The sequence below is a fragment of the Nonomuraea fuscirosea genome (genome assembly GCF_003001935.1).
Classification (GTDB): domain Bacteria; phylum Actinomycetota; class Actinomycetes; order Streptosporangiales; family Streptosporangiaceae; genus Nonomuraea; species Nonomuraea fuscirosea.
The window spans coordinates 75,045-98,927 of sequence record NZ_PVNG01000003.1; the positions used below are offsets into that span (position 1 = coordinate 75,045).

Consider the following 23,883-nt stretch of genomic DNA (forward strand, 5'->3'; position numbering starts at 1 on the left):
GCTGGGGGAGAAGTGTTAGAAGTAGCTCTCTCCTGCCGTCGGCCCCTTGCCGCGCAGCAGCGTGGGCACGGTGACGAGGTGGTAGCCGCGCTTCTTGAGCTCCTTGAGGATCTGCGGCATGGCCTTCACCGTCTGCGGGACGGTGTCGTGCATGAGGATCACGCCGTCGCGCCTGGCCAGCTTGAGCACGGTCGCCTTGATCTTCTTGGCGTCACGCAGGCTCCAGTCGAGCGTGGTGCCCGTCCAGAGGATCTCCGCCAGCTCGGTCTGTGACGCCGCCCAGAGCACGCGCTCGTCGGTGTGACCGAACGGCGGGCGGAACATCTTCGGCCGCACGCCCGTGGCCTTCTGGATGACTTCCTGGTTGAGCTTGATCGCTTCCAGGATCTCGTTGTCGGAGTGGGCCGGCAGCGAGAAGTGGGCGTAGGTGTGGTTGCCGATCGCGTGCCCGCGCGCGACGATCTGCCGTGCGATCTTCGGCCGCTCCTCCACCCGCTTGCCGACCAGGAAGAACGTGGCCTTGGCGCCCGCCTTGGACAACGTCTTGAGCAGGGCGGGGGTGGAGGCCCCCGGCCCGTCGTCGAAGGTCAGCGCCAGGCACTTGACCCGGCGGCAGTCGACGGAGGCCGCGGCGGGCGCGGAAGCAAGGGCTGCAGCGGGCACGGAAGTAAGGGCTGCAGCGGGCACGGAAGTAAGGGCTGCAGCGGGCACGGAAGTAAGGGCTAAGGAAGCCGCGAGGAGGCCATGAATCACCACAGCAGACAGCCTAAAGCCAACAGAACCCGCCGGAGTTACGGCGGATGTCTCGTTCTGGCCCCGGCGTCTCCGACGGCTTCAGCGGCCCCGACGGGCTTCAGCGCCGCCGACAGCTTCGGCGCCGCCGACAGCATCAGCGGCCCCGCCGTGCCCGCAGGAAGAGCGAGACTCCCTTGAGCGACTTGACCGGCAGATAACGCTCGGCGCGGACGATCGCCGACAGGCCGGCGTTGACGATCAGCGGCATCCGGCCCAGGTCGCTGCCGGTCGAGCGGCGGCGGTGCCGGGCCACGAGCGGGCGCAGCAGCACGTTCCAGCTCCAGACCCGATCGACGGTGAGGCCCGCCCCCTCGACGACCACCGTGAGCGAGTCGCGGCCGTAGCGGCGCACGTGGCCGACGGCGTCGTCGTGGGCCGACCACAGCGCCATGTCGCACGGCACCGCGATCAGCGCGTGCCCGCCCGGCGCCAGCACCCGGGCGATCTCCGCGGCGGCCAGGTCGTCCTCGTGGATGTGCTCCAGCACGTCGAACGCCGTCACCAGATCCACGCTCTCGCGTTCGAACGGCAGCTCCCGCGCGTCCGCCAGGACCGCCTTGAGGCCGCGCCGCCTGGCCGTCTCCACCGCCGCCTGGCAACTGTCCGTCGCCGTCGCGTCCCAGCCCGCCTCCACCAGCACCCTGGTGTTCCCGCCGCCCGCCGCGCCGATGTCCAGCGCCCGCCCAGGACGGCCCAGCCGGGCCAGTCTGCGGAGTTCCCTGCGCAGGACGGCGCGGCGCTCCCGATACCACCAGTGGCCGTCCTCCAGCGCGATCAGGCGGCGGATCTCAGAGGTTTCCATCCATCATTTCCTTGTACGGGAGAGGCGGAGCAGCGTGAAAAGGCCGTACGTGGCCGTGGAGAAGAACGCCAGCGCGCTGAACCGGGGCGCGGCGCGTGGCCCGAACGTCCACCGGCGATTGGCTTCGACGTTGACGATTCCGGCCAGGACGAGCGCGCAGAGATTCGCCGCGGCCGGCGTCCAGGATTCGCGCAGGAGCAGATAAGTGAGCGCGTAAAAACTGACGGAGAACGTGCCGATGGCGGCGAACGAGGTGAATTTCGCCACCGCCGCCATCGTCGCCGCCCGCGGCCCGAGCGTCACCGCGTCGGGATGCGCGGGCTCGGGCTCCGGCCTGGCCACCGCGACCTCCGCCCGCCCCAGCGCCATCGACCAGGCCACCCTGGCCAGGCCCCTGAGGTCGTCCACGGCCGTCCGCACCACGCGCACGCGGGAGTCGGCGTCCTCGATCCAGTCCACCGGCACCTCGTGCACCCGCAGCCCGTTGTGCTCGGCCAGCAGGAGCAACTCGGTGTCGAAGAACCAGGAGTCGTCCTCGACCTTGCCCATCAGCGGCCTGGCCACGTCGGCCCTGACCGCCTTGAAGCCGCACTGGGCGTCGCTGAAGCGCACCCCGAAGCCGTACCTGAGCAGCGCGTTGTAGCCCCGTGAGACCACCTCGCGGCGCAGCGAGCGGCGGATGCGCGCGCCGTGCGCCAGCCGGGTGCCGACGGCGAGCTCCGAGTGCCCGCTGGCCACCGAGGCGACCAGCGGGAACAGGGCGCCGAGGCCGGTGGACAGATCGACGTCCATGTACGCCACCACGTCGGCCGGGCTGTCCTGCCAGGCCGCCCGCAGCGCCGCGCCCCGGCCCCTGACGTCCAGGCGGCGCGCGTGCACGTTCTCCAGCTCAGCCGCCAGGGCCCTGGCCAGCGGCCAGGTGGCGTCGGTGCTGCCGTTGTCCACGATCGTGACGCGCCACGGCAGCGGGAAGCCGCCGTCGAGGTAGCGGGTCAGCGTACGGACGCAGCCGGGCAGGGCGCGTTCCTCGTTGAGCACGGGGATGACGATGTCGACGCTCGCCACCCGGGCCGCCGGGTCGAGAATGCCGGGGCCCGGCTCCACGATGGCACGCGTGTCCATAGACTCCCCTGATCTCTCCGTGGCCCTTCGATCCACGGGTATGGTCCAGGGGCGTCCGGCGGGGCGTGGGTGGTTTCCCTTCCCCATTCCGCGAACGAGAGGATCTTTTTACTTCCTCAGGGGATTTGATAGATGGACGTGGTCGCGTTGCGAAACCGCAATCGGGCGAATTCCTCCAGTCGCGGATTCATCCCGGTGAAAAGCCACGTGACGCCGTATTCGTCGGCGAGCCGCCGGACGTTCTCCGCGGTGGGCGCGCGGAAGACCACGTCGTTCGCCGCCAGCCGTTTCTGGTCCGCGAACGGCACCGCGAGGTAGGAGCCCGCGAACAGCCCGGCCCGTGCCAGCGTGCTCTCGGTGTACGCCCAGCCCTCGACCAGCATCCGTCGCTCGCTGAACCCCGACACCCAGAAGTGCCTGCTGTCGCACACCTGCCACCCGTCGTGCAGGCAGTGCAGATCGGTGGCCACCACGTCGCCGGGCGCGGAGTGGGCCCGCAGCCACCGCCCCGCCGCCCGCGCCCCCGGCGGGATGAGCCGCTCGCGCCGCTCACCGTCCGGGAGCACGTGCCCGGCCACCTCCCGTACGGAGGTCGGCACGGCGTACCCCGCCAGCACCGCGACCACCGCCAGCACGTGCCCGCGCCGCCACACCAGCACCGCCGCCACCGCCAGCACCGCGTACGGCGCCACGACCAGCCCCAGCCTTCCTCCAGGCAAGCCCGTCGGGTCCGGCACCAGTGTGCTCAGCAGGCCCGCCACCAGCGCGGCCGCCGCTCCCGCCCCCACCAGGCCGGCGAGCCGGGCCCACGGCAGGCGCGCCGCCGCCAGCACCCCGCACACGGCGGCGATCGACAGGTAGGGCCGCGCCGCCTCCAGGAAGTACAGCTGCGAGTCCGCCGGATGCCCGAGCAGCACGCTCGCGCCGATCCCGGCCAGCCCGACGCCGGCCACCAGCAGCACGGCCGGCTCCAGCACCCGCCGCCCCAGCCCCGCCACCCCACCCCACACACAGGCCAGGCAGAACAGCTGCACCCCTGTCAGCACCGCCGCCACCCAGACCGGCACCACCGCCGGATCGGACAGCCCCGCAACCCGCGCCCACAGCCCGCGCATGGTCGCGAACGGCGCCACCACCGTCCCCTGCGCCCCCTGCCCGAACAGCACGACCTGAGCGAACAGCAGACACACGACCGCCCACACGGCCGCCCCCGCCCACGGCCCCCGCCACCACCGCCCCACCACCTTCCACACGACCCCGCCCGCCGTACGCCCGGCGCCCCTGCGGTCGCGCGCGCGTACGGGCAGCGCGCGCACCGCCAGGATGAGCAGCAGGGCCGCCAGCAACATCGGCAGGTAGGTAGCCTTGGCTCCGGCCAGGACGGGCAGCAGCACCGCCAGCGCCGCCCACCGCCGGCCGAACTCACCGACCAGCAGCAGCACCACGGGCGCGAACAGCAGCGCACCGAACGTCTGCGTCGGGCTGGCCCAGACGGTGAACATCGAGCGCGTCGGGAAGCTCACGTCCTCCAGCTGCTCGGGCCCGAACAGGAAGAGCTCGGGCCCGAACACGAAGTACGCCACCCCGGCCGCCGCCACCCCGGCCGACCACCGGCCGCCCAGCCGCCGCCCGATCGCCGCCACCAGCACGACCGTCGCGGCGGCCATCGGCAACGTGGACAGCCGGTAGACCAGCGTCAGCGGCTCGATCCCGGTGACCCAGCTGGTGGCGGCCATCTCGGCGTAGACGAACCAGTGATAGGACAGCTTCTCGCCCAGCACGGACGGCACGGTGAGCGGGAAGTGGTGCTTGGCCTCACCGACCAGGGCCAGGTGATAGGGCATGTCCACGTACGCGGCCGGCACCGGAACCCGGTACAGGAACAACGCACTCCACCCGACCAGGTAGGCGACGATCCCCGCCAGCGCCCACGCGCACCACCCCGGCACCCGCTCCCGGACCCCTGGACCACCCCCCTGCCCACGCCGCCTCCCAGCCACCGCCCCGGCCGCCTGCCGCCGCCTGCCGACCCGCCCGGACGAGTGCCGCCCAGACGCAGGCGACTCGGACGAGTGCGGTCTGGACGCAGGCGGCTCGAAAGGGTGCCGTCCGGATGGGAAGGCACCGGAGGAGTGGCGTCCGGTGGCGTGGCGGGTCCACCAGTGCCGTCGCAGCCGGGGCACACAGGTGAACGCGCACAGGACGGCGACCGGCGCGGCCAGGACGAGCAGCGGCGCCCCCACGACCCTCGCCGGGATGTAGGCCAGCACCTCCACCGCGTAGCCCAGCGCCAGCCCCGCCGCCAGCTCCTCGGCCAGGGACCGGCCGCCCCCGGTCAGCGCCCGCCACAGCAGCGTGCCGGGAATCAGCACCCCCGCCCCGAGGTAGGCGGCGAAGAACGCCAGGTCACGGGCGGAGACCCCGCACCACAGGAACACGGCCAGGGCCCCGCAGCTCACGAGGACGGCCGGAATCCACCCCGACCGAACCCCGCGAAAGCGCACCAGACCAGCCCGCCCCCGACCCGGGAACCGCACGAAAGCGCCCTGTGCCCATCTCGCGAAGAGGCCGCGCCCCAGGAAACGGAAGAAGGCCGGCGGCCACCCCGGGTGGAGGGCGCGTCCGCGAGCGAGGCGGACGAGCGGACGCCGGGGTGGAACCGGCGTCATCTGATCACGGTCACCAGACGCGTGAACTCGGCCGGCAGGTCGACGCCGTCCCACACCCGGTGGAAGCTGAGCGCGCTGCCCACCGGCACCATGCGGTCGACGCCGCGCCCGGCCAGCCCCATGGCCAGCTCCTCCAGCTCGGCCTGGCCGAAGCCGAAGTGGGTCATCGTCTGGTCGCGCCGTTCGACCAGCGACGCCAGCTCGCCCAGGGACTCCAGCCTGGCGTACGCGAACGTGCCCGCCCCCAGCCACCGGCGCGGCGCCGCGGCGGCGGCCGACAGGCAGACGCAGGCCAGCGCGTTGCCCCGGAACTCCACCCCCTCGGCCAGCCCGTCGGCGGCCAGCCCGTAGGTGGAGACCCGCTTCTCCACGGCCATGGCCGCGTCGACGCCCCACCCGCGTACGGTGACCACCCGCGAGACGTGGTCGGTGAAGTCGGCCCGCGCCGTGTCGCAGTCGCCCTGCGCGCCCACCCAGAACACGGTCCTGGGCGAGGAGCAGGCGGCTTGGTCGAACCAGTAGGTGTCGTTGACGAACCCCTCGGCGACCGTCACGCGAGCGGCCCTGGGCGCGCACAGCCACGCCGCCGCCCGGATGACGGCGAAGGAGGAGCGGTCGGGGAAGGTCAGGTCGCGGGCGTGGGGGGCCAGGGCGTGGCGGCGCAGCTCGCTCACCGTGTGGTCGCCGCCCCACACCACCCGCAGGTCGCAGGCGGCCGACAGCGCGGCCGTGACGGCGTCGGAGCGGTCGTAGGAGACGACGCGCTGCGTGGCCGCGACGGCGGGGTCTGCGTCGGCCAGCGCCTCGTGCAGCGTCTCCAGGATCGTCTCGGCGACCGCGCCGGAACGGGGGGACAGGCGCACCACGTTGCGGTTGCCCATCAGCGCCGACAGGGCCCAGGAGTAGACGAAGACCGTGTCGACGTTCGCGGGCGGGACGTGGAAGACGAGGCCGCGCGGGACGCGTACGTGCTGACCGCCCAGACCGTCGATGGTGCGGGCCAGCTCGCTCGGCCGCAGGAAGAAGCCCAGCGAGCCCAGCTCGGGATGGCGGCGCGCCAGCGCGGGCCGCAGCAGCCGCCGGCCGAAGGCCGCGAGGAACTCCCTGATCCGCTCGTCACCCACCCGCAGGGTGCCGTCGAGCCCGGCGAGCAGCCCTTCGACCGGCACGGTGCCGGCGACCGGGAACCTGACGTCCACGGCGGGGACGTCGATGGTGGTGCTGTTGTCCGGCATCAGCCCTGCCCGAAGGTGTCGCTGCAACCGCGCGCCTCGGCCCGCGGCAGCCGGCCGAGGACCTCGAAGCGTTTGCCGGGCCAGCTGCCGTCGTCGACGCCGCGCACCACGCCCATGTCCTCGGTCAGCAGCACGTGACCCGGATAGGACGTGGGCAGCGTGCTGACCACCTCGATCAGCCCCGGCACCCCGTCGGCCGCCTCCTGCCAGGTCTCGGGGTCGCGGATGACCACGTCGGCGAAGTCGGGGCAGTAGAGCCCGTCGCCGTCGGGGCCTTCGAGGAAGACGGTGCCGATCTGCTCGACCATGCCGTAGAAGTTGTGCACCCGGGTCAGGCCGCACTCGGCCGCCAGCCGCCGCCGGAACTCGGCGTTGCCGACCGCCTGCTCGGCCAGCCGCTTCCAGCCGCCCGAGTGGATGAGCACCGCCTGCGACAGGTCGCCGCCCAGGCCGAGCAGGTGGAGCCAGACCATGTAGGTGAAGCCGAAGATCAGGAACGGCTCGCCGCCGTGACGCCGCAGGAAGGACGTGACCGCCTCCGCGTCCACGAGCCCCTGCTCGTCGAGCACGAACGTGTGGTCCCGGCCGAAGTTCATCATGCCGAGCACGCCGGCGCCGCGGGCGCTCAGCGTGGGGTCGCGCACCACGGAGCGGCTGTCGACGATCAGCATCGGCAGCCGCCGCTCACCCAGCACCGCCCGCACGGTGGCGGCCAGCATGCGGGTCTGCGCGGCGGCGGCCTCCTGATCGAGGTAGATCCGGCTCGGCCGCTGGCCGGTGGTGCCGCTGGAGGTCAGCACCCGGAAGACCTGGTCCTCCGGCACGCTGCGCAGCTCGTGGGTCTTGAACAGCCGCACCGGCAGCCACGGCAGGTCGGCCACCCGCTCGTAGGGAGGCGCGGAGCCGATCGCGTCGAGGATGCGGCGGTAGGGCGGGCACGCCTCGCGGTGCCGCTCGGTCAGCGCCGCCAGCCGGGGCAGCAGCGCGGCGTCCCGCTCGGGACCGGCCAGGGTGAACACGCTCATCGCGCGGGACGCCCGCTCATGCGAGTGACTCCAGGGTGCGGTAGTCGATCTTGCCGGACGCCAGCAGCGGCAGCCGGTCGATGTGGTTGACCTCGAACCCGCTCCAGTGCAGCCGCAGCTCGGCGGCCAGCCGCCGGGCCATGAGCACGCGCGCGGGCGGGTCGAGCGTCTCGGTCCAGATGGTCACCCGGTCGTCGCCGGCGGTGACCGCCACCGGGCCGGAGCCGCGCAGCATGCGCTCGACGTCGTCGAGGTTGACCCGGATGCCGAAGATCTTGGCCATCCGCTTGAGCCGCCCGGTGATGTGCAGGAACCCGTCGGGGTCGACCCGCCCCAGGTCGCCCGTGCGCAGCACCCCGCCCAGGTCGTCGCCCCTGGACAGGTCGTCGGCGGTGTCGGCGTAGCCCATCATGACGTTGGGCCCGTGGTAGAGGATCTCGCCGTCGTCGTCGGCCTCCAGCCGCCCGCCGGGCAGCGCCAGCCCGGCCGAGCCGAGCTTGTCGGCCAGCCGCTCGGGCGGCAGCACGGCCATGCGGGCGGTGGCCTCGGTCTGGCCGTACATCACGTAGAAGCGGTCGACCTGCCCCGCGAACTCCCTGATCAGCTCGGGCGCGAGCCGCCCGCCGGCCTGGGTGAGCGTGGTGAGGGCGGGATAGCGCTCGCGGTCGAAGCGCATGCGGCGCATCATCGTGTACTGGTAGGGGACCGCGGCCAGCGACGTGCAGCCGTGGGCGGAGAAGTCGGCCCAGAACGAGCGCTCCAGCAGCCCCGCCTCCGTCAGCACCACAGTCGCGCCGGCGATGAGGTGGCTGTTGAGCACGGACAGCCCGTAGCTGTAGTGCAGCGGCAGGCTCGTGGGCGAGATCACCTCGGGCCCGATGGACAGCGTCGAGGCGATGGCGGCGGCGTTGGCCAGGACCGCCTGACGGGACAGCCGGACGAGCCTGGGGTTGCCGGTCGAGCCCGAGGTGGCCAGGAGCAGGCCCAGGTCGGGATGGGGATCGGGCAGGTCGCCGCGCGGTGGCGGCGGCCCGTCGAGCGGATTGGTGAAGCCGAGCAGCGCGGCCGGCCTGAACCGGTCGGCCAGGTCGGCCAGCGTGGCCGTGGGCAGGTCGGGATCGAGCAGCGCGATCGGCCGGCCGGAGTGCCAGGCCCCGAGATAGCAGAAGACCGAGGCCAGGGTGTTGCGCATGGCGCAGAACAGCGGCCCCGGCCGCAGCCCGTCGAGGTTTTCCGCCGAGCGCTTGACGTAGCGGGCCAGGTCGTCGCCCTCCAGGCCCTTCGCGTCTCCCGCGGCGATGAGCCGGGCGCGCGGGTGGGGGAACATCATGGCACCAGCCCGCCGTCCACGCCGAGCACCTGACCGGTGATGAACGCGGCGGCCGGCGAGACCAGGAACGCCACGGCGCCGGCGACGTCGCCCGGGCTGCCTAGGCGGCCGAGCGGGGTGGCCGCGACGACCCCGGCCCGCCCATCGTCGTCGAGCGTGGCGAGCAGGTCGGTCTCGATGTAGCCGGGGGTCACGGCGTTGACCCTGACCCCGGCGGGGCCGAGCTCCTTGGCCGCGGCCAGGGTGAGGCCGAGCACCGCGGCCTTGCTCGCGGAGTAGACCGCCTGACCGGCACCGCCCGCGCGGCCCATCACCGAGGAGACCAGCACCACCGCGGGGGCCTCGCCCCTGCGCAGCAGCTTCAGCGCCGCCTGCAGCGTGTGCACCGCGCCGGCGGCGTTGACCTCGAACAGGTGGCTGACCGTCTCGCGCCCGGTGAGGCCGAGCAGGCCGGCGGCGTGCACGCCGGCGTTGACCACGAGGGTGTCGAGGCGGCCGTGGCGCTGGTGGATCCGCCGCATCATGTCGGCGAGCCGCCCGGCGTCGGCCACGTCGCCGTGGGCGAAGTCGGTCACGCCGCCGGTCTCGGCCGCGACCTCGGCCGCGGCCTTCGCGGCGCGCTCCTCGTCGCGGCCGTGCAGCACGACCGTGTGATGAGCCGTGGCCAGGGCGCAGGCGACGGCTCGGCCGATGCCCCTCGTCGAGCCGGTGACGAGGGCGATCCTGGGTGCCGCCGAGCCGGTCACGGAGCACTCGGTGGGCCCTGCGGCGGTGGCCGAGCAGGGCTCCGTCGGGCCGGCGCTCGCCGGGCGGGGCTCAGCGGGCGGCCGCACCGACGCCGTGCTTCTCGAGCAGCTCGGCCGCCAGCGCGAACGAGCTCATGTCGATCATCTCGTCGGTGTCGATCATGATGGAGAACTCGTCCTCCATCGCGGCGACCAACGCCATGTGCGCCAGGGAGTCCCACTGCGGGATGGCCCGGTATCGCAGGTCGTCGACGTCGGCGTCGGGCGGCAGGTTGAGCGCCATGCGGAACACGGCCCGCAGGCGATCGAGATGACTCATGATCACTCACTCTCTGTCCTCAAGCCACGACGAAGTGTAGCCGCAATTGTTCGCGATGAAAAACCAAGGCCCCGTCCTGGGTAATGGAAGCGTATAACGAGGCGTGACCCCGGATGGGTGCTGGGAATGTCGGGTGGGACACGGCAACCGTACGGGGGGAATGATGGACGAATCCAATCACTGGTACGGGCACTCCCGCATACTCAGCAGATACTGCGGCCTTTCTGAAGATACGCCAAATCGCATTCAAGGTTTCCTCCAGCACGGATGGAACTATCTCCACGGATTTCCACCCAACGACCACTGGTGCAGTCCCGGTTATCCCCGTTTCGTCTGGTCGGACGTGCTGCGCCGCCGGGGATGGTCGATGGGCCGGCGGGGTCACTACCTGATCGGCGCTCCGTGGATTTACCTTCTTGACCTCGAACCGGAGCTGGGCGTCCGGCCGGATCGCGAGGGCACGATCTGGTATCCCTTTCATGGGTGGGAGAAGTATTCCGTCAGCGGCGACCACGCCAGGCTGGCCGACGAGATACGAAATGTCGAGACTGGTCCGGTCACCATCTGCCTTTATTGGTTGGAATACGCAAATCCGGACATTCGACAAGCGTATGGATCGAGGGGATTCCGGGTCATCTGTCATGGCGATCGCGGCTCCCGCTGGGAGGCGAAGGGCCGCGACTTCCTGCGCAAGCAGCTGATCGAGTTGCGCGGCCACCGCAGGGTGGCCTCCAACCGGCTCGGCAGCGCGCTGTTCTACGGCGCCTCGGTGGGATGCGAGGTGGCCGTCTACGGAGACCCGATGCAGTACGAGGACGAGCGGCCCGAGTACGGCGGCACCGCGCGCCGCCTGCGGCTGTGGCCGGAGCTGCACGGCACCGAGGTCGATCGGGAGCTGGCGGCCGAGGTGGCGCGGCGGGAGCTGGGATTCGAGTATCAGGCGACACCGGAGGAGCTACGGCGCATGTTCGGATGGAAGCGGGTGCGCACCGCGTGAACACCAACGAGGCACCTGACAACGTGCGGTTGATCGGCGGGGAGATGCTGCTCTGGTCGGACATGTCCGGCCTGGGCGGCGTGGTGGACTGGCGCGGCGCGGCCCTGGAGCTGCTCGGGCGGGTGCTGCCCGACGACGGCAGGGTGCTGCTGGTCGGGCCGCATCCGCAGGCGCTGGTGGACGACGTGGTCGCGCGGGCGTCGTCGGCCGCCGTGCTGCTGCGTTCCTATCCCGACGCCCGCGCCCTGGCCGAACGGCATCCGGGGCTCACCGTCCACTGCGGGCGGCTGGAGCTGCTCGCGGATGAGGAGCCGTACGAGCTGGTGGTGGCCCTCGACGGGCTGCTGCGCACGCACTCGGCCGAGGCGCCCGCCGCCGCCTGGGACGAGGCGCTCGGCGCGCTGGCCGACCTGGTCGCGCCCGGCGGGCGGCTGGTCCTCGGCGTGCACAACGACCTGGGGGTGGACCGGTTCGTCGAGGCCAGGCCGACCGGCCGCGAGTGCGCCGACGACCAGTGGGCCCCGCACGGCTTCGACCCCAGCTACCCCGGCGGTCCCGGGGCGCTGGACGTGGGGCTGGAGTCGGCCGGGCTGAGCGTGCAGCGCTGCTACGCGGCCTTCCCCGACCGGCGGGCGCCCAGGTCGCTGCTGTCCAGGGAGGCGCTGGGCTTCGACCTGCCCGAGGCGCTGACGTTCGCGCTGAGCGCGGGAGACGGTGACCGGATGCTGGTCGCCGACCCGCTGCGGGTGACCCGGCTGGTCTTCCGGCACCGCCTGGGCGAGGAGCTGGCGCCGCTCTGGGTGGCCGTGGCCACCAGGCCGCCGCGCGCCACGGGCGCGTCCCGGACGGTGGAGCTGCCGCTCGGCCTGATCGAGGACGGCCAGGCCCTGTACGAGCTCACCCCCTCGGGCACCAGGCGGCTGCCCGGCGGCGAGGAGCGGCCGGTCCCCGCCGGCCGCGTGGTGGAGGAGCTGCTGGTCGAGGCGTGCGCCCGCGAGGACGTCAGGACCATCCGCGAGCTGCTGTCCGAGCTGGCCGCGTGGCTGGAGGAGGGCGGCGAGGTGTCGGCCGCCGCCGACAGCCTGGTCCACGACGGAGAGCGGTTCGCCGCCGTCAACCCGCCGGCGGCGCCGGCCACCCCGCCGGAGCCCCGCGTCGTGCTCTGCCGGATCCTGTGGCGCTTCGCGGTCAGGCTGCTGGCCGCCGGCCACCACCACCCGTGGCCGTGGCCGCTGGAGGCCGACCAGCTCACGCTGACCCTGTGCGGCATGGCCGGGCACACCTGCGACCCCGGTGACCTCGACCTGGCCCGCAAGCTGGACGCCGAGCTCGGCCGGCCCGCCGAGCTGGCCGCGGACGCCCCCGCCTACCGCGACCTGCTCAGCGCCCGCGACCGCCTGGCCGACCAGCTCACCGCCGCGCTGGCCAGGATCGCCCGGCTGGAGACCAAGCTCTCCTACCGCGAGCGCGAGCTGGTCAGGGCCAAGGCGAAGCTGCGCAGGACCCAGCGCAAGGCCACCGCCTACCGCAGAACACTCGGATACCGCCTCTCCCGCCGCCTGGCCCGTCCCCGCAAGGTCGCCCGCCGCGTCATGCGCCTGCTGTCCGGCTGAGCCAACGATGAGGAGTGCCCGTGCCGGTTCTTTCGGTGATCGTCCCGTTCCACGACGTCGAGAAGTACATCGGACCCTGTCTCGACTCCATCGCCGCGCAGACGTTCGGGGAGGAGGTGGAGGTGATCTGCGTGGACGACGGCAGCGCCGACGGGAGCGCGGAGGTGGTGGCGTCCAGACGCGCGGCCGACCCGCGGATCACCCTGCTCCGCCAGGACAACCACGGCGTCGGCCACGCCCGCAACGTCGGGGTGCGGCACGCGCGCGGCGACTACCTGGCGTTCGTGGACGGTGACGACACCGTCCCGCCCGACGCGTTCAAGCGCATGGTGTCCACGCTGGAGGACACCGGCTCCGACCTGGCGTGCGGCAACGTCATGCGGCTGCACCGCAACCTGCTCATCCCGTCGTGGGCGCACCGCGAGGCGTTCGCCAAGCCGCTGCGGCGCACCCACATCACCCGGCACCCGCTGCTGATCCGCGACCGCATGTTGTGGAACAAGGTCTACCGCCGCTCCTTCTGGGACCGCCTCGGGCTGAGCTTCCCCGAGCGCATGTACGAGGACCAGCCGGTCGCCATGGCCGCCCACGTCGGCGCCAAGTCCGTGGACGTGCTGGCCAGGGTCGTCTACCACTGGCGGCAGCGCGACGAGCCCGCCTCCTCGATCACCCAGCGCCGCCTGGAGCCGGGCAACCTGCGCGACCGCCTGCTGTCGGTGCTCCAGACCGCCGACCTGGTGGCCGCCGAGGCGCCGCACCTCAAGGCCGACTTCGACCGCGACACGCTCGACATCGACATGGGCGTGGCCGTGGAGGCCATGGCCGGGGCGGCGGGGGACTCGGTCGACCAGGATCTGCTCGACCTGGCCGTCCGCTATCTCGACGGCGTCTCGCCCGAGGCCTGGCAGAGCATCCCGTTCGAGCACCGGCTCCTGGTCCACCTGCTGCACCGGCGCCGCCTCGACGAGCTGGCCGCCGTCTTCGCCCAGGCCAGGGAGGGCCACCTGTGGCCCAAGGTCGGCTCGGCGGGGATGTTGCGCAAGCGCTGGTACGGCCGGCACCCGTCGCTGCCAGGGCACCTGTCGGAGATCTCCGGCGAGCTGGGTCTGCAGGCCAGGCTGGTGAGCCTCGACTGGCGCGACGGCGTGCTGTGCGGCGCGGGCCGGGTGGCCGTCGGCAGGTTCGACGTGGGCGGCCTGCGGCGGGTGCGGGTGCGGATCTGGCTGGAGGAGCGCGACACCGGCGACGTCATGCTGCTGTCCGACGAGGAGAGCGCCCCCACCTGGGAGAGCGTCGAGGACGAGGACGGCGGGCGGCTGCCCGAGCACGCGTTCCCGTTCAGGTTCGCGCTCGACCCCGGCGCGATGTCGCGGGCCCGGCTGGCCAGGCACGGCCTGTGGGACCTGTGCGTGCAGCTCAAGGGGCAGGGGCTGCGGCTGGAGGGCAGGGTGGCGGGGCCGCGCTGGCTGCCGCCGCCGATCCCGCTGCCCCGGCGCAGGTCAGGGGTGTGGCTGGTGCCGGTGCGCACGTCGCGGGGCGCCTGGGGGCTGCGTGTCCGTACGGCGTCGATGACCGTCGCCGACTGCCGGGTGGACGGCGGCGACCTGCTGCTGTCCGGGGTGATGTCCGACGCCGGCGACGGCGAGCCGGTGCTGCGGCTGCGGCGCAGGAACGACGGCGAGGAGATGTACTTCCCCGTCGAGCTGGAAGGCCAGGACTTCCGCGCCCGCGTGCCCCTGGCCGGCATCGACGAGCGTGTCGGCCAGGAGTCGTGGTGGGAGGTGCTGATCGACCACGGGCGGGCGCAGCGGCCCCTGGTCCGCACGAGACCGCGGCCGCGGGTCACGGTCGCCGGGCGGAGCTTCCAGATCGACCGGGGCGAGGACGGCTGCCTGCTGCTCGTGGAACGCTGACCCGCCCCATCGAAGGCTCAGGACAGGGTGCCCGCGTCGGCTGGAGCACCCCCGCCGCCGACTCAGGACAGGATGTCCGTCAGTGTCTCCACGACGCGGTCCTGCTGCGCGTCCGTCAGGTCGGGGAAGAGCGGCAGCGACAGTTGCTCGGCGTAGTACTCCTCGGCCCGCGGGCACAGTCCGCGCCGGTAGCCGAGGTCGGCGAACACCGGATGCCGGTACACCGGCAGGTAGTTGACCTGCACGCCGATCCCGGCGGCGCGCATGCGCTCGTACACCTCGCGCCGCCGCCCGTCGCGGACCCTGACCGGGTAGAGGTGCCAGCTCGGCCGCACGTACGCGCGCTGGGCCGGCAGCGTCAGCCCCGGCACGTCGCGCAGCAGCGTGTTGTACCGGGCGACCAGCTCGGCCCGCCGCTCGCGGAAGCGGCCGAGCCGCCGCAGCTGGCTGAGGCCGAGCGCGCACAGCACGTCGGGCAGCCGGTAGTTGAGCCCGAACGCGTGCACCTCCTGGTGCCAGCCGCCCTCGTCCGGTTCGCGCTGCTCGGACGGCTCCCTGACCAGGCCGTGGTTCCTGAACGCGGCGGCGCGCCGGAACCGTTCCGGGTCGCTCGCCGCCACGGCCCCGCCCTCGGCCGTCGTCACGGTCTTCGTCGGGAAGAACGAGAACGTGGTCAGATCCGCCAGCGCCCCCACCGGCCGGTCCTTGTACGCCGACCCGATCGCGTGCGCCGAGTCGCCCACCAGCACCGCCCCGAACCGCTCGGTCACCGTCCGCAGCTCGTCGTAGTCGGCCGGATGGCCCGCGTAGTCGACCGCCGTGACCGCCCGCGTCCGGCAGCTGGACAGCGCGGCGGCGGCGTCGGGGTCGAGGTTGCCGGTGTCGGGCTGCACGTCGGCGAAGACCACCCGCGCGCCCAGCAGCGCGGCCGTGGCCGCGGTGGCGACGAACGTCAGCGGTGAGGTGACCACCTCGTCACCCGGCCCGACCCCGGCGGCCACGTACGCGACGTGCAGCGCCGCGGTGCCGGAGGTGACCGCCACGCAGGGCACGCCGCCCGTCCACCGGGCCAGCTCCGCCTCGAACCGGCCGACGGCGGGCCCGGTGGTCAGCCAGTCGCCGCGCAGCACCTCGGCGACCGCCGCCACGTCGGACTCGGCGATCGACTGCCGTCCGTAGGGCAGCATCAGCCGGTCACCATGGCGCGCAGGTCCTCGACCGACAGCCAGTGGTCGTTGCTGTCGGAGCGGTAGGCGAAGCCCTCGGGCAGCTGCTCGCCGGTCTGCGGCGGGGTGTAACCCCAGGTCGCGATCGTGGGCTGGACCACGTACCGGTCGGCCAGCCGCAGCGCCCTGCGGCCGTCGTCGGCGCCGATCATCTCCTCGTGCAGCTTCTCGCCCGGCCGCACGCCGATCTCGTAGATCGGGCTGTCGGGGGCCAGCGCCTCGGCCAGGTCGGTGATGCGCATGCTGGGGATGCGCGGCACGTACAGCTCGCCGCCCTGCATGAGGTCGAAGGAGTCGACCACGAACCTGACCGCCTGCTCCAGCGTGATCCAGAACCTGGTCATCCGCTTGTCGGTGATCGGCAGGCTGCCGCCCTGCTCGGCCAGCCGCTGGAACAGGGGGATGACCGAGCCCCTGCTGCCGACGACGTTGCCGTAGCGGACCACGGAGAAGCGGGTCTCGTGGGCGGCGGCGTAGTGGTTGGCGGAGACGAACAGCTTGTCGGCGACCAGCTTCGTGGCGCCGTACAGGTTGATCGGGCTGGAGGCCTTGTCGGTGGAGAGCGCGACGACCTTGCGCACGCCGGAGTCGATCGCGGCCTCCACGACGTTCTGGGAGCCGGCGACGTTGGTGCGGACGTACTCGAACGGGTTGTACTCGGCGGTGTCGACCTGCTTGAGCGCCGCGGCGTGCACGACGTAGTCGATGCCGTGCATGGCCCTGGTCAGGCGGTCGCGGTCGCGGACGTCGCCGATGAACCAGCGCAGCCGCTCGTCGTCGGCGAAGAGCTGCCTGGTCTCGTACTGCTTGAGCTCGTCGCGGGAGAAGACCACCAGGCGGCGGACCCCCAGCGAGTCGAGCGCGTGTCGGATGAACGCCTTGCCGAAGGACCCCGTGCCTCCGGTGATCAGAATCGACGATCCACTGAGAATGCTCACGTGGCCCCCTGAAAGCGCGCTGGCGCGTTGTCGTCGTCGTGGCAGGCGGTAGCATAGCGCGATCGTTCAGTGACACACAGTGAGTCCTGTGCATGTGACTGAAGTGCACCCAACTGTCACACGGGGGAATGGGGCTTCGGTGCGGATTGTCGGAATGGTTCAGGCTCGGATGGGCTCGACACGGCTGCCCGGCAAGGTGCTGCGGGACCTGGAGGGCCGCTCCGTCCTCGGCTGGGTGATCAGAGCAGCGCGCGAGGCGGGCGCGCTCGACGACCTCGTCGTGGCCACCACGTCCGAGCCGGGCGACGACGCGGTGGCCGCCGAGTGCGGCCGGCTCGGCGTCGCCTGCCACCGGGGGCCGGTCGACGACGTGCTGACCCGGTTCGTCGGCGCGCTGGAGGGGCGGCGCTGGGACGCGGTCATGCGGTTCACGGCCGACTGCCCGATGCTCGACCCGGCCGTGATCAGGGAGGCGGCGCTGGTCTTCCGCGCCGTTCCCGGGCTCGACTACCTGAGCACGAGCCTGGCGCGTACGCTGCCGCGCGGGCTCGACGTGGAGATCGCCGGACGGGCCGCGCTGGCCAGGGCGCACCAGGAGGCCACCGGCTTCCACCGCACCCACGTGACCTCCTACATCTACGAGCACCCCGGCGACGCGCGGCTGCTCGGGCTGGCCTACCGCCCGGCCGGCGACGACCTGCGGGTCACGCTCGACACCGAGGACGACTGGCGGCTCATCTCCGCGGTCGCGGCCGAGCTGGGCGACCGGTGCGTGCCGGTCAGGACGCTGGTGAGCTGGCTGCGCGAACGGCCGGACGTGCGCGGGCTCAACGCCCACGTACGCCAGAAGGCGCTGCAGGACGCGTGACGGCCGGCCCGGTGCGACGGGTGGGGCTGCGCTGCGACGCCGGGGTCGAGAGCGGGGTCGGCCATCTGGTGCGGTGCGTGGCGCTGGCGGAGGAGCTGTGCGCCAGGGGCGTCGAGGTGGTCTTCCTCGGCGAGGTACGCGGGTCGGCGTGGGCGCGGGCCCAGCTCCGTGAACGCGGCCTGCTGCTGGTCCCGGCGCCGCGCGAGCCGGCCGAGCTGGCCGTGCTGGCGGCCGGTCTGGGGCTGGACGCCCTGGTGCTCGACTCGTACCTGCTGCCGGAGAAGACGGGCGCCGCGCTCAGGGAGGCCGGCGTCAGGGTGCTGGCCATCGTGGACGGCGATCCGCTGGGCCAGGAGGCCGACCTGTACCTCGACCAGAACCTCGGCGCCGAGCACCGCCCTTTTCCTCCGGCGGCCGTGCGGCTGGCGGGCGCGCGTTACGTGCTGCTGCGCGACAGCGTGCGGCGGCTCGGGCGGGATCGGCGGCGGCGGGTCCCCGACCGGGCCCCGCGCCGGGGGCGGGTGCCGGGTGTGCTGTGCTTCTTCGGCGGCACCGACAGCGCGGGCGTCGCGCCGGCCTGGGCGCGGGCGCTCACGGAGACCGGGCGGCCCTTCGCGGGCACGGTCGTGAGCCCGGTGCCGTTCGCGGCCGAGGGGCCGATCGAGGTGATCCCGCCGACGGACCGGCTGCCCGAGCTGATGGCCGGCGCCGACCTCGTGCTCACCGCGGCCGGCTCGGCCGTCTGGGAGCTGCTCCACCTCGGCGTCCCCACGGCGCTGACCTGGGTGGCCGGCAACCAGCTCATCGGGTACGAGGAGCTCGTCGGCAGGGGAGTGGCGGCCGGACTCGGCCCGGAGCCGGGACCCGAGGCCGTCGCCGTGCTGGCAGACCTGCTCGCCGACCCCGCCGCCCGCGAGGAGCACGGCCGCAGGGGCCACGACCTCGTGGACGGCGCGGGCCGCGAGCGCGTCGCCGACGCCCTGCTCGCACCCGGCTGACGCGGCTCCCGCGCGACCGGGCCGGCCGGCGGAGCCGCGCCCGGCCGGCGGGAGTGTGCCCGCCGGCGGGAGCGTCCGCTAGACGAGGTCCCAGGAGAGCGGCGTGCCGAAGGGAACGTCGCGGGTGAAGCGGCGGCCCATCACCTGGTCGGCCGCGTCCGGCGGCAGGCCGCCCGCGGGCCGGATCGAGCGCACGTTGCCGGGGGTGACCGGCTCGCCCGCGCGCACGTCGCGCACCACGTACAGGGAACGGCGGAAGCGCAGGCCCTCGCGCTCGGACGGCCGCGGCCCGATCGCGACCTCGCCCAGCGACCGCCAGGCCCGCTCGCTCTCCACCACCAGCGCCGCCAATTCGGCCGGCTCCAGCGAGAAGGCGGAGTCCACCCCGCCGTCGGCCCGCGCCATGGTGACGTGCTTCTCGATCAGGCAGGCGCCCAGCCCCACCGCGGCCAGCGCCGCCCCGAGCCCCGGCGTGTGGTCGGACAGGCCCACGACCTCGCCCGTGAGCGCGGCCAGCAGCGGCAGTGAGCGCAGGTTGCTCTCGGACGGGTCGGCGGGGTAGGAGGCGGTGCACGACAGCACCGCGAGCTGCGTGCAGCCGGCCGCGCGGGCGGCCGACACGGCGGCGTCGATCTCGGCGGCCGAGGCCATCCCCGTGGAGATGATCAGCGGCTTGCCGGTGGCCGCCGCGAGCCGGATCAGCGGCAGGTCCACGATCTCGGACGAGGCGATCTTGTACGCCGGCACGCCCAGCTTCTCCAGCAGCTCGACCGCCGTCGGGTCGAAGGGCGCCGAGAAGGCGGCCAGCCCTCGCTCGCGAGCCCGCTCGAAGATCGGCCGGTGCCACTCCCACGGCGTGTGGGCCCGTTCGAAGAGCCGGTAGAGGTTCTCTCCGCCCCACAGCTCGTGCTCCTCGCCCAGCCGGAACGCGGGCCCGTCGCAGTCGATGGTCAGCGTGTCGGGCCGGTAGGTCTGCAGCTTCAGCGCGTGCGCCCCGGCCTCGGCCACCGCGTCCACGATGGCCAGAGCCCGCTCCAGGCTGCCGTTGTGGTTGCCGGACAGCTCCGCGACGACGTACGGCGGCCGGCCCGGCCCGATCGCGCGTCCCCCGATGGTGATCATGTGTGGTCCCTTCTCAGCTCGATCCGCACGACCTCGCGCGGCACCCCGTCCACGTTCCTGCGATAGGCCCCCACCTCGACGAACCCGAAGCGCCTGTGCAAACGCATGACCGGCTCGTTGCCGGCCAGCACCTCGCCGCGCAGCGTGCTCAGCCCGAGCGGCCCGAAGGCGTGCTCGACGGCCGCCCGCTCCAGCCCGATCCAGGCCGGCAGCAGCGCGCCCGCCCGTTCCAGGCCGTCGAAGTCCAGGTAGTAGCCCCAGTACGCGCTCCCGTCGGCCACGTCCGAGTAGGTGACCACCCCGGCGGGTGCTCCTGCGTGGTCGTAGACCAGCACCCGCCTGGCGGGGTCGGAGCGGACGGCCGCCCACCAGCGGGCGTGCTCGGCCTCGGTGATCTCGTGGGTGGTGAAGCTGGCGGCGCGCACGCGCGGGTGGTTGCGCCAGCGGCGCAGGTCCGGCAGGTCGCCGTCGCGGACGTCTCTGAGCACCGCTCCTCCTACTATCCGTGCTCGATGACTCGCCCAACGTAGCGGATTCCGCGTCAGGTAAAGAGCTCATCAGGGACGGGCATCGAAGCCGGGATCGGCCCGCCGGTCACGTCATGCTGCCCTCGAACCACACCGAGCCTAGGAGTGAATTCGGCATGATCCCCCTGCTCAGCGTCGTCGTCCCGTTCCACAACGTGGAGCCGTACATCACCGAGTGCCTCAAGTCGCTGGCCGCGCAGACCCTCGACGACATCGAGGTGATCATGGTGGACGACGGCTCCGTGGACGGCAGCCGGCGCGTCGCCGAGGACTTCGCCGCCAGGGACGAGCGCTTCGTCCTGATCGGCCAGCGCAACCTGGGTCCGGGGCCGGCCCGCAACCAGGCGGTGCGCCAGGCCAGGGGCACCTATCTGGCCTTCGCCGACAGCGACGACGTGGTGCCGCCTGAGGCGTACGAGCTGCTCGTCGGCAAGCTCGCCGAGACCGGCTCCGACCTGGCCTGCGGTGCGGTGCGGCGGCTGGTGGACGGCGAGCTGGAGGAGTCCGTCCTGCACGAGAAGGTGTTCCGGCGGCCGCAGCTGTGCACGCACATCACCGACAAGCAGGTGCTGATCAGGGACCGCACGGTGTGGAACAAGGTCTACCGGCGCGACTTCTGGGAGCGTTGCGGCCTGCGCTTCCCGTCCGGCATCTACGAGGACGTGCCCGTCGCCATGCAGGCCCACGTGCTGGCCACCAGCGTGGACATGGTGGGCGAGGTGGTCTACCACTGGCGCAAGCGCGAGGAGGGGGAGCACTCGATCACGCAGCGCCGTTCCGAGCTGCCCAACCTGCGCGAGCGGCTGGCGGCGATCCAGTCGGTGCGGGCCTTCCTGGACGAGCGGGCGCCCGAGCTGCTCGACGGCTTCGACGCCCTGGTGCTGGAGAAGGACACCGTCTTCCTGTTCCAGGCGCTGGAGCGCGCGGAGGAGGGGGCGGGGCCGCTGCTCGACCTGGGCCGTGCCTGGATGGCCGCGCTGGGCCCGCACGTGCTGGCGAGCGCGCCGTCGCTGCGCCGCCTTGAGCTGCACCTGCTCGGGCGCGGCCTGATCTCGGAGTTGCGCGCGGTGCGCGACTTCAGGCGCGGCCGTGAGGACGTCGCCCGGGTGGTCCCGCGCGGCCTGCGCGTCACCAACTGGTACGGCGACTACCCCTTCTTCCGCAGCCGCCGCCTGCGCATCCCCGACGAGGTGTTCGACGCCCGCGACGAGGTCAAGCTGATCGCCAGGGTCGACGAGTGCGAGTGGACCGGCGCCGAGTACCGCCTGCGCGCCCACGTGGCCTTCCACCGCGTCGATCGCAAGATCCCCAAGGTCGGCCTGTGGCTGTGCGACGGCAACCGCCGGGTCCCCCTGGAGACGCTGCGGCGGGGCCGCTACGGCGTCGTGGCCTCCATCGACCCCTCCCGCCTGCACGGCACGGGGCCGTGGCGGTTGCAGGTGCGGGCCGAGCTGCGCGGCCTGGTGTTCAAGGGCTGGTGCCGCGACGGGGAGGCCGGCTCCGCGTGGCGGTTTTCCGTGCCGGGTTGGTCAAGAAGCGGCATGGACATCCCCCAGTAGTTCCAGACAGTAATCGTTCGGGGGCGGTGCGTGGTCATGCTGGAGTGCATGAGGACCTATTCGCTCGATGACGTCCACGAGACACGCAAGCGGAGAGACTCCTGGTGGACCGTGTATTTCGTGGACCCGGTCGCCTGCCGGGTCACCCTTCCCGTCGCCAATCACACCCGGTTGACGCCCAACGCGCTCACCGTGATCTCGCTGGTCCTCGGCCTGGTATCGGCCGCCTGTTTCGCCATGAACCAGCTCATTGCGGGCGCATGCTTCTTCTATCTCAGCTTCATGATCGACTGCGTGGACGGCAAAGTGGCCCGGCTCAAGGGCACGGGGACGGCCTTCGGCCTCTGGCTCGACTACGTGGGGGACCGGGTCAGGGTCGTCCTGTGCGCCGGAGGGCTGGCGTACGGGCAGTACACGCTGACCGGCGACGTGAGCTTCGTCGTCCTCGGCGCGGCGGTGGCCGTGCTCGACCTGTTCAGGTACGTCAACGCGCCGCAGATGAAGCGCGTGCGCGAGGCCGTCAGGGAGGAACGGCAGGAGAGCGGGCTGGAGCCTTTGGGGCCGGACCCGCTGGCGGTGGACGTCCTGACGGCGGACTCGCCGGCGGCCGATCCGCTCGCGGCGGATCCCTTCGCGGCGGATCCCTTCAGGGCGGACGCGTACCGGCCGGATCCCTTCTCGGTGGATCCGCTGGAGCCGCCGGAGCGGGAGCGGATGGGGCGGGGGCCCCGGCCGCGCGCGTTCTTCCGGTTCTTCAAGCGGCTCAACCGGTTCCTGGCCCGCCACCGCGTCCGCTCGCACTTGGTGAGCGGCATCGAGTTCCACGCGGCGGTGTTCGTGATCGCGCCCCTCGCGGGGGCATGGGCGCTGATCCCGCTCGCCGCCATGTCGGGAGCTCTGCTGCTCGCCAACGAGGTCTTCCTGATCTACCGGCTGTGGCTCTTCACGCGCAGGCACGGCGTGAGCTCGTCTCAGGAGAGCCGAGAACACGTTCTCGTCTAAGTTTTCGGGGGTTAGTACGAAATGTCAGACCGACCAGTCTTCGTCATCGGATGCCCGCGGTCCGGCACCACGATGCTCCAGCTGATGCTCCACTCGCACCCCCGTATGGCGGTGCCGCCGGAGACGCGCTTCCTCGTTCCCGCTTATTACCGCCGCCGCACGTGGGGGGACCTGCGGCTGGACCAGCGCCGCCGCGCGCTCGCGGAGTGGATCGCGACCGACCGCAGCACGAAGTTCCGCGAGCTCAAGATCGACAAGGACGAGTTCGTCCGGCAGGCCATGGAGGGTCCCGGCTCGCTCGGCTCGGTGATCGGCACGGCCTTCCGCATGTACGCCGACCGCTTCGACAAGGCCCGCTGGGGCGACAAGCGGCCCAGCTACGTCAAGCAGGTGGACCTGCTGCTCCGCCTCTTCCCCGACGCCCAGTTCATCCACCTCATCAGGGACGGCCGCGACTGCGTGGCCTCGCTGAAGGAGATGCCCTGGTACACGCTGGACTCCTTCCACGCCGTCTCCACCTGGGCCGAGGCCATCGACGCGGGCGGCCGGCTGAAGCGGACGCTGCCCGACGACACCTACTACGAGCTGCGTTACGAGGACCTCACCGACGACCCGATGACCGAGCTGAAGAAGCTCTGCCACTTCCTGGACGAGGACTTCTCGCCGTCGATGATCTCGCCGCGCGAGGCGGCCAGCGTGGCCGTGCCGCAGCACAAGGTCTGGCACAGCAACACCCACCGCGAGGTCACCCGCAGCCGGGTCGGGAGCTGGGCGAACCGGCTGGACGACTGGGAGATCGCGCTGTGCGAGCACATGCTCGGCGACCGCCTGGAGTCCATGGGGTACGAGCTGACCGGCGCGCCCAAGCCGGCCAAGGAGCACGTGACGGCCGCGCAGAAGACGATGCAGAAGCGCAAGGCCAGCCGCATGCGCAAGGCCATGCGTGACCGGTTCAACCGGCTGCGCGAGCCGAGCCCGGTGGCCGCCATGCTCACCACCCGCCAGCGTTCGCTGGCCGGGGTGCCGCAGCAGCGCAAGGAACTCACCGAACCGGTCTGAGCCTGCCCCTGGGGGTCA

The 23,883-nt window shown here is 72.6% G+C and carries 21 protein-coding genes; 8 read left to right on the forward strand and 13 right to left on the reverse strand.

Annotated features, from left to right (window positions below; translation table 11 throughout):
- Positions 1-15: 15 nt before the first annotated feature.
- The 9 genes from B0I32_RS07440 to B0I32_RS07480 form a co-directional block, all read right to left on the reverse strand.
- Positions 16-663: a polysaccharide deacetylase family protein gene (locus B0I32_RS07440; protein ID WP_181307134.1), complete on the reverse strand. Its 648-nt coding sequence runs from the start codon at positions 661-663 to the stop codon at positions 16-18.
- A gap of 226 nt (positions 664-889) precedes the next feature.
- Complete coding sequence (locus tag B0I32_RS07445) at positions 890-1,597, reverse strand: class I SAM-dependent methyltransferase (RefSeq protein WP_106236202.1); 708 nt, start codon at positions 1,595-1,597, stop codon at positions 890-892.
- Between the two features lie 3 nt (positions 1,598-1,600).
- The gene (locus B0I32_RS07450) at positions 1,601-2,719 is read right to left on the reverse strand and encodes a glycosyltransferase (RefSeq protein WP_106236204.1); all 1,119 of its coding nucleotides are present in this window, start codon (positions 2,717-2,719) and stop codon (positions 1,601-1,603) included.
- 116 nt (positions 2,720-2,835) lie between these two features.
- Positions 2,836-5,178: a hypothetical protein gene (locus tag B0I32_RS07455; RefSeq protein WP_106236206.1), complete on the reverse strand. Its 2,343-nt coding sequence runs from the start codon at positions 5,176-5,178 to the stop codon at positions 2,836-2,838.
- Positions 5,179-5,384: 206 nt separating this feature from the next.
- Positions 5,385-6,623, reverse strand: a complete 1,239-nt coding sequence (locus tag B0I32_RS07460; RefSeq protein WP_106236208.1) for an acyl-CoA reductase — start codon at positions 6,621-6,623, stop codon at positions 5,385-5,387.
- A complete protein-coding gene (locus tag B0I32_RS07465) occupies positions 6,623-7,648 on the reverse strand; it encodes a LuxE/PaaK family acyltransferase (RefSeq protein ID WP_106236210.1) in 1,026 nt (341 codons plus the stop codon). The genes B0I32_RS07460 and B0I32_RS07465 overlap by 1 nt, the downstream gene beginning before the upstream one ends.
- Before the next feature lie 16 nt (positions 7,649-7,664).
- Entirely contained in the window at positions 7,665-8,978 is a 1,314-nt protein-coding gene (locus B0I32_RS07470) for an AMP-binding protein (protein ID WP_106236212.1), read from the reverse strand.
- Positions 8,975-9,724, reverse strand: coding sequence for an SDR family NAD(P)-dependent oxidoreductase (locus tag B0I32_RS07475; RefSeq protein WP_106237017.1), 750 nt, complete (start codon positions 9,722-9,724; stop codon positions 8,975-8,977). The genes B0I32_RS07470 and B0I32_RS07475 overlap by 4 nt, the downstream gene beginning before the upstream one ends.
- Before the next feature lie 70 nt (positions 9,725-9,794).
- On the reverse strand, positions 9,795-10,043 hold the full coding sequence (locus tag B0I32_RS07480) for an acyl carrier protein (RefSeq protein ID WP_106237019.1): 249 nt from the start codon (positions 10,041-10,043) through the stop codon (positions 9,795-9,797).
- Positions 10,044-10,203: 160 nt separating this feature from the next.
- Here B0I32_RS07480 and B0I32_RS07485 point away from each other — a divergent pair, with 160 nt between their 5' ends.
- From B0I32_RS07485 to B0I32_RS07495, 3 genes are read left to right on the forward strand one after another with little or no spacing between them, the layout of a single operon-like run.
- A complete protein-coding gene (locus B0I32_RS07485) occupies positions 10,204-11,040 on the forward strand; it encodes a hypothetical protein (protein WP_245955660.1) in 837 nt (278 codons plus the stop codon).
- A complete protein-coding gene (locus tag B0I32_RS07490; protein WP_146178075.1) occupies positions 11,037-12,653 on the forward strand; it encodes a class I SAM-dependent methyltransferase in 1,617 nt (538 codons plus the stop codon). The genes B0I32_RS07485 and B0I32_RS07490 overlap by 4 nt, the downstream gene beginning before the upstream one ends.
- Before the next feature lie 20 nt (positions 12,654-12,673).
- On the forward strand, positions 12,674-14,566 hold the full coding sequence (locus B0I32_RS07495) for a glycosyltransferase family 2 protein (RefSeq protein ID WP_181307136.1): 1,893 nt from the start codon (positions 12,674-12,676) through the stop codon (positions 14,564-14,566).
- A gap of 62 nt (positions 14,567-14,628) precedes the next feature.
- Here B0I32_RS07495 and B0I32_RS07500 read toward each other — a convergent pair whose 3' ends face one another.
- Together B0I32_RS07500 and pseB are read right to left on the reverse strand one after the other, a co-directional pair.
- Positions 14,629-15,753, reverse strand: a complete 1,125-nt coding sequence (locus tag B0I32_RS07500; RefSeq protein WP_106236220.1) for an aminotransferase class I/II-fold pyridoxal phosphate-dependent enzyme — start codon at positions 15,751-15,753, stop codon at positions 14,629-14,631.
- Positions 15,753-16,730 carry a UDP-N-acetylglucosamine 4,6-dehydratase (inverting) gene (gene pseB / locus B0I32_RS07505; RefSeq protein ID WP_106236222.1) on the reverse strand — a complete coding sequence of 326 codons (978 nt, stop codon included), beginning with the start codon at positions 16,728-16,730 and terminating at the stop codon, positions 15,753-15,755. Before pseB ends, B0I32_RS07500 begins: the two co-directional genes overlap by 1 nt.
- Before the next feature lie 154 nt (positions 16,731-16,884).
- On the opposite strand from pseB, the gene B0I32_RS07510 reads away from it, so the two are divergent.
- Both B0I32_RS07510 and B0I32_RS07515 read left to right on the forward strand, forming a co-directional pair.
- Positions 16,885-17,598 (forward strand): cytidylyltransferase domain-containing protein, encoded by a 714-nt coding sequence (locus B0I32_RS07510; RefSeq protein WP_106236224.1) that lies wholly within the window; start codon positions 16,885-16,887, stop codon positions 17,596-17,598.
- Positions 17,595-18,596, forward strand: coding sequence for a PseG/SpsG family protein (locus B0I32_RS07515; protein WP_219911691.1), 1,002 nt, complete (start codon positions 17,595-17,597; stop codon positions 18,594-18,596). Before B0I32_RS07510 ends, B0I32_RS07515 begins: the two co-directional genes overlap by 4 nt.
- A 78-nt stretch (positions 18,597-18,674) precedes the next feature.
- Here the strand turns inward: B0I32_RS07515 and pseI are convergent, their stop codons facing one another.
- Together pseI and B0I32_RS07525 are read right to left on the reverse strand one after the other, a co-directional pair.
- On the reverse strand, positions 18,675-19,718 hold the full coding sequence (gene pseI / locus B0I32_RS07520; RefSeq protein ID WP_106236226.1) for a pseudaminic acid synthase: 1,044 nt from the start codon (positions 19,716-19,718) through the stop codon (positions 18,675-18,677).
- Positions 19,715-20,206, reverse strand: a complete 492-nt coding sequence (locus B0I32_RS07525; protein ID WP_106236228.1) for a GNAT family N-acetyltransferase — start codon at positions 20,204-20,206, stop codon at positions 19,715-19,717. Before B0I32_RS07525 ends, pseI begins: the two co-directional genes overlap by 4 nt.
- Positions 20,207-20,361: 155 nt before the next feature.
- On the opposite strand from B0I32_RS07525, the gene B0I32_RS07530 reads away from it, so the two are divergent.
- Genes B0I32_RS07530 through B0I32_RS07545 form a run of 3 tightly spaced genes read left to right on the forward strand, consistent with a single transcriptional unit; the run spans position 20,362 to position 23,865 of the window.
- Positions 20,362-21,804, forward strand: a complete 1,443-nt coding sequence (locus B0I32_RS07530; protein ID WP_181307138.1) for a glycosyltransferase family 2 protein — start codon at positions 20,362-20,364, stop codon at positions 21,802-21,804.
- A gap of 48 nt (positions 21,805-21,852) precedes the next feature.
- On the forward strand, positions 21,853-22,806 hold the full coding sequence (locus B0I32_RS59675) for a CDP-alcohol phosphatidyltransferase family protein (protein WP_245955662.1): 954 nt from the start codon (positions 21,853-21,855) through the stop codon (positions 22,804-22,806).
- Positions 22,807-22,827: 21 nt separating this feature from the next.
- On the forward strand, positions 22,828-23,865 hold the full coding sequence (locus B0I32_RS07545; protein WP_106236232.1) for a sulfotransferase family protein: 1,038 nt from the start codon (positions 22,828-22,830) through the stop codon (positions 23,863-23,865).
- The last annotated feature ends 18 nt before the right edge of the window (positions 23,866-23,883 follow it).